Genomic DNA, 4,137 nt, shown 5'->3' on the forward strand with positions numbered 1-4,137 from the left:
GGTGGCGGGGACCCGCCCGCCCGAACCCCGGCCCGCCGTACGGGCGCCGGGGCGGCCGGCAGCGGCCCCGGAAGCCTGGGAAGAACGGTTCTGCTGCGCCGGCAGGCCGTTCTGCACGTCCATCACGGCGTGCGCGACCATCCCGCCCAGCGGGTCGTACCGGATCAGGTCGCGCAACCGCGACCGTGAGGACCGGCCCTCGTTGCCCGGGTACAGGTGCTTGCCCAGCCCGACCGAGTGGGCGAGCGCGGCGAGCGCGGCCGTCCGCGGATCCGGCGGAACACCGGTGCGGATCGCGGTGTCCAGCCGCTGCTTGATCGCGGCGTTGGTGCAGTCGTCGGACGCCTGGTACCGGGTCGTCGGCAGCACCCCGCACACCTGGCCCGGCACGGCCGTGACCATGCCGCAGCGCTCCAGGTGCGCCAGATAGGTCTGCCGCAGCCCCAGCCGGGGCCCGCCGATCCAGTGCGCCGCGCGGACCGGACTGCCGCGTCGGCGCAGCAGTTCCAGTGCGTGGTCAAGGGTCGGGTCGCCGGTCGGTCGTGCGAGCACGACGGCGATCCGGTCTCCCTCCGGTACGATCCGTCCGGCCAGGGACAGCTCGACGAGCTGCGCCCCGGCGAGTCCGAGGTCGAGGGTCTGCGGCTGCGCCGTGGTACCCGTGGTCGGGTCCAAAGCGAGCAGCAAGAGTTCCTCGGGAACAGTTCTGCGGCTCTTGCCCATCCAAGCCTCCCCGCGTGGATGAGAGACAGGGTGACGCCTCTCACACGGGCTTGTCGAGTACGCCTCCGAATCGTGACCTTGCGGTGAAGGTGCGGAACCGGCGGCGGCGGGCCTTGCGTCTGATCGGTGAACAGGCCGCGGCGCGACCGGGTGGCGACAATAAGCGCCGGTCGGGCGGGGTGTGTGCGGCCGGAACGGTCGCCGGTGGCGGAGACTGTACAGGTACACGGGGCGGGGCGTCGGCTTCCCGAAATCGGGTTCGCCGGTGCCCCGCCGGGCGTTGAGGAGGCTGGGATACGTGGGCGAGTCCCCCGACAGGGTGCTGAGGGACGGCGACGAGCGGCAGCGCGACCGCGAGCGCGAACGGACCGGTACGGCGGCCGACGCCGCCGGGCCGGCCGAGGGCGGCTCCGGTACGGCTGCTGACGGGCCGTCGGCAACGGCCGCCGCCGAGGCGACCGCCGAGACCTCCTCCGACACCTCCTCGGACAGCCCCGCGGAGGCCTCCGGTGAGGCGGCCCCGAAGGCGCCCGTCGACGCTCCGGAGGCGGCGCCCAAGGGCGGTTCGACCGTACAGCTCCGCGTCCGGGATGTGGACAGCCGGACGACGATGCTGCGGCTGCCGGTGGACAACAGCACCACCGCGCTGCGGCTGCCCGATGAGCTGGTGAAGGCTGCCGGCAAGGGGAGTTCCGAAGGTGGGGAGGGGGAGAAGGCGACTTCGCCGGAAACCGCGGAGGAGGCCGAGCCCGCCGGGCGTCCGGTCGCCGCCGACCCGCGTCTCGCCATGCGGACGGGTGCCACGGCGGCCGGGAAGGCCGGGCGGAAGGCGGCCGAGCCGTCCGGGGAGACCGGCTCCGAGGGCGGTTCCGAGGGCGGCCCGGGGTCCTCGGCCGCACCGGCCGGGACGGCGGACGAGGCGGAGAAGGCGGCCGACGAAGCAGCCGACGAAGCGGCCGACAACGCCGACAACGCTTGTAACACGGACAACGCCCGTAAGGCCGACGGCACCGACGAGGCCGACGGCGCGGAGCGGACCGGGAAGGCCGAGCAGACCGGCCCGGCCGAGCAGACCGGGAAGGCCGGGGACGCCGGAACCGAGGACGACCCGGAGGACACCGGGGACGCCGAGGACGCCGACGCCGACGCCGAGGACGCTCCCGCCATCGGCTCCGTGACCCTCGCGCTGACCAGGACCGGGCAGCCCGGTCAGCGGCCGGACCGGGCCGAGAAGCCGGAGAAGCCCGCGCCGCCGCGCGCCTCCGCCGCGGGCACCGCCGCCCCGGCCGGCACCGTGCCGGAGCCGAAGCCCGAGCCGCGTCCGGAGCCCGGGCCCGTTCCCGAGCCGGAGCCGACCCCCGGCCCGACGCCGCTGCCGAAGCCGGCCCCCGTGCCCGCGCCCGTGCCGGCCCCGAAGCCGCTGCCCGAGCCCGAGCCGCTGCCCGCACCGGAGCCGCTGCCGTCGCCGGAGAACACCGCCGAGGCGATGGAGGTCCTGGCCTCCCTCAACGCCCGCCCGGTCTCACCGCTGCGGCGCGCTCTCAAGCGGGTGACCATCTGGACGGTCTTCCTCGCCGTGGTGCTCGGCGCGCTCGCGGTGGCCCAGCTGCTGCGCCCGCTGCCGGACCCCAGGCTGAGGTCGACCGCCGCCGGCAGCTACAGCTTCTCCGGTGACGCGCTCGACCTGGCCTGGCCGGCCAAGGGCCAGTCCGCCGCCGAGGTGGTCGGCGTCGGCAGCCTCGGCAGTTCGGGTCCGGAGACGCCGGCCTCGATCGCCAGCGTCACCAAGGTGATGAACGCCTACCTGATCCTGCAGAAGTTCCCCCTGAAGAAGGGGGAGGCCGGCCCGAAGATCACCGTCGACAAGCAGGCCGCGCAGGAGTCCGGCAACGTCGACGAGTCCAAGGTGACGCTCGTCGAGGGCCAGGTGCTCACCGAGTACCAGGCCCTGGAGCTGCTGATGCTGCCCTCGGCCAACAACGTGGCCCGGCTGCTCGCCCGCTACCACTCCGGCTCCGAGGCCGAGTTCGTCAAGCTGATGAACGACACCGCGACCAAGCTGGGCATGACCAACAGCATCTACGCCGACCCGGCGGGCTACAACCCGGACACCAAGTCCACCGCCAAGGACCAGCTGAAGCTGGCCGAGCAGGTCATGCAGGACGAGATCTTCCGGCAGATCGTCTCCACCCCGGAGACCAACTTCAACAACGCGAAGGTCCCCAACACCAACAACCTGATCAACCCGAAGACCGGCGTCATCGGCGTCAAGACGGGTTCCAGCACCCCGGCCGGCGGCTGCCTGATGTGGGCCGCCTACAAGGAGGTCGGCGGCGTGAGGCGGCTGATCCTCGGTGTCACGCTGGGCCAGCAGGCCACCTCGCCCAACCCGGGCGACGGCATCCTGCCGACCGTGCTGAAGGTCAGCGGCAAGCAGATCCAGGCCGCGCAGAACGGCGTGACCGGCCAGACCGTGGTGAAGAAGGGCGACGTCGTCGGCTCGGTGGAGGACGGGCTCGGCGGCAAGGTCGCGGTCGTCGCGACCAAGGACCTGGTGGTGGCGGGCTTCCCCGGCATCACCGGCACGGTCACCCTGGACACCTCGAAGATCGACCACAGGGAGACGGCCGGCAAGGAGGTCGGCGTGCTGCGGGTGGGCGCGGGCGACGACAAGGCGGAGGTCCCGGTGGCCCTCCAGTCCGACCTGAACCCGCCGTCCATCCAGTCCCGGCTGCTGCGCACGCTCTGAGCCGTCGAGCCGTCGAGCCGTCGAGCCGTCGAGCCGTCGAGCCGTCGAGCCGCCGGGCCGCCGGGCCGCCGGGCCGCTGAGCCGCTGAGCCGCTGAGGCACCGAAAGAAGAAGGGGAGCCGGTCCGCACCGGCTCCCCTTCCTCCTTCTCCGCCGGAGGCTAGGCGTCCCGGTCGAGCAGCGCGAGCGTGAGACCGCCGAGCGGCGTCACCCGGTCCGGGTCGCCGTACTGGGCGCGGAGCACCTGCGCCTGGTCCGCGGGCATCGCGCCCAGCGGGTCCTGGGTGTCGCCGAGGACCAGCAGCCAGATCCGGGACACCCCGCCCAGGCAGTCCGCCGGCTGCGGGCAGGGCATCGGCGAGAGCTCCCCGGCGTCGTCGGCGCTCTGCGCGACGAAGACCGGATAGGGGCGCACGTCCGAGGGCAGGTAGTAGTCGACGCCGGGCCAGGCCAGCGCCCAGGACTGGTCGCCCAGCGGGGCCGCCATCCCGTCCCCGGAGCGGTAGCCGGCCGAGATCTCCCGGGCCGCCGCCTTGAACGGCTCCTCCGAGCCGTTGTGCGAGCCCACGTACCGCACCTCGGGCTGCTGCGGCAGCGACGCCACGGCCGGTGCCGCGAGCAGCCCGACCGTCAGCAGCCCGGCCGCCGAGACGGCCCCCCGGGGGG

At 73.9% G+C, this 4,137-nt stretch carries 3 protein-coding genes; 1 reads left to right on the forward strand and 2 read right to left on the reverse strand.

Features of this window, described 5'->3' with window-relative positions:
* Window positions 1-723: GPP34 family phosphoprotein (locus ACIQOV_RS30595; protein ID WP_401053854.1), on the reverse strand; the 723-nt coding region annotated here is incomplete at its 3' end.
* Window positions 724-1,021: 298 nt separating this feature from the next.
* Between ACIQOV_RS30595 and ACIQOV_RS30600 the strand changes: the two genes are divergently transcribed.
* Window positions 1,022-3,472 (forward strand): hypothetical protein, encoded by a 2,451-nt coding sequence (locus ACIQOV_RS30600; protein WP_401053855.1) that lies wholly within the window; start codon window positions 1,022-1,024, stop codon window positions 3,470-3,472.
* A gap of 159 nt (window positions 3,473-3,631) precedes the next feature.
* Here the strand turns inward: ACIQOV_RS30600 and ACIQOV_RS30605 are convergent.
* The coding region (locus ACIQOV_RS30605; protein WP_401053857.1) for a hypothetical protein at window positions 3,632-4,137 on the reverse strand (506 nt) is incomplete at its 5' end.

This window comes from Kitasatospora sp. NPDC091257 (genome assembly GCF_044757675.1).
Lineage (GTDB): Bacteria > Actinomycetota > Actinomycetes > Streptomycetales > Streptomycetaceae > Kitasatospora > Kitasatospora lactacystinica.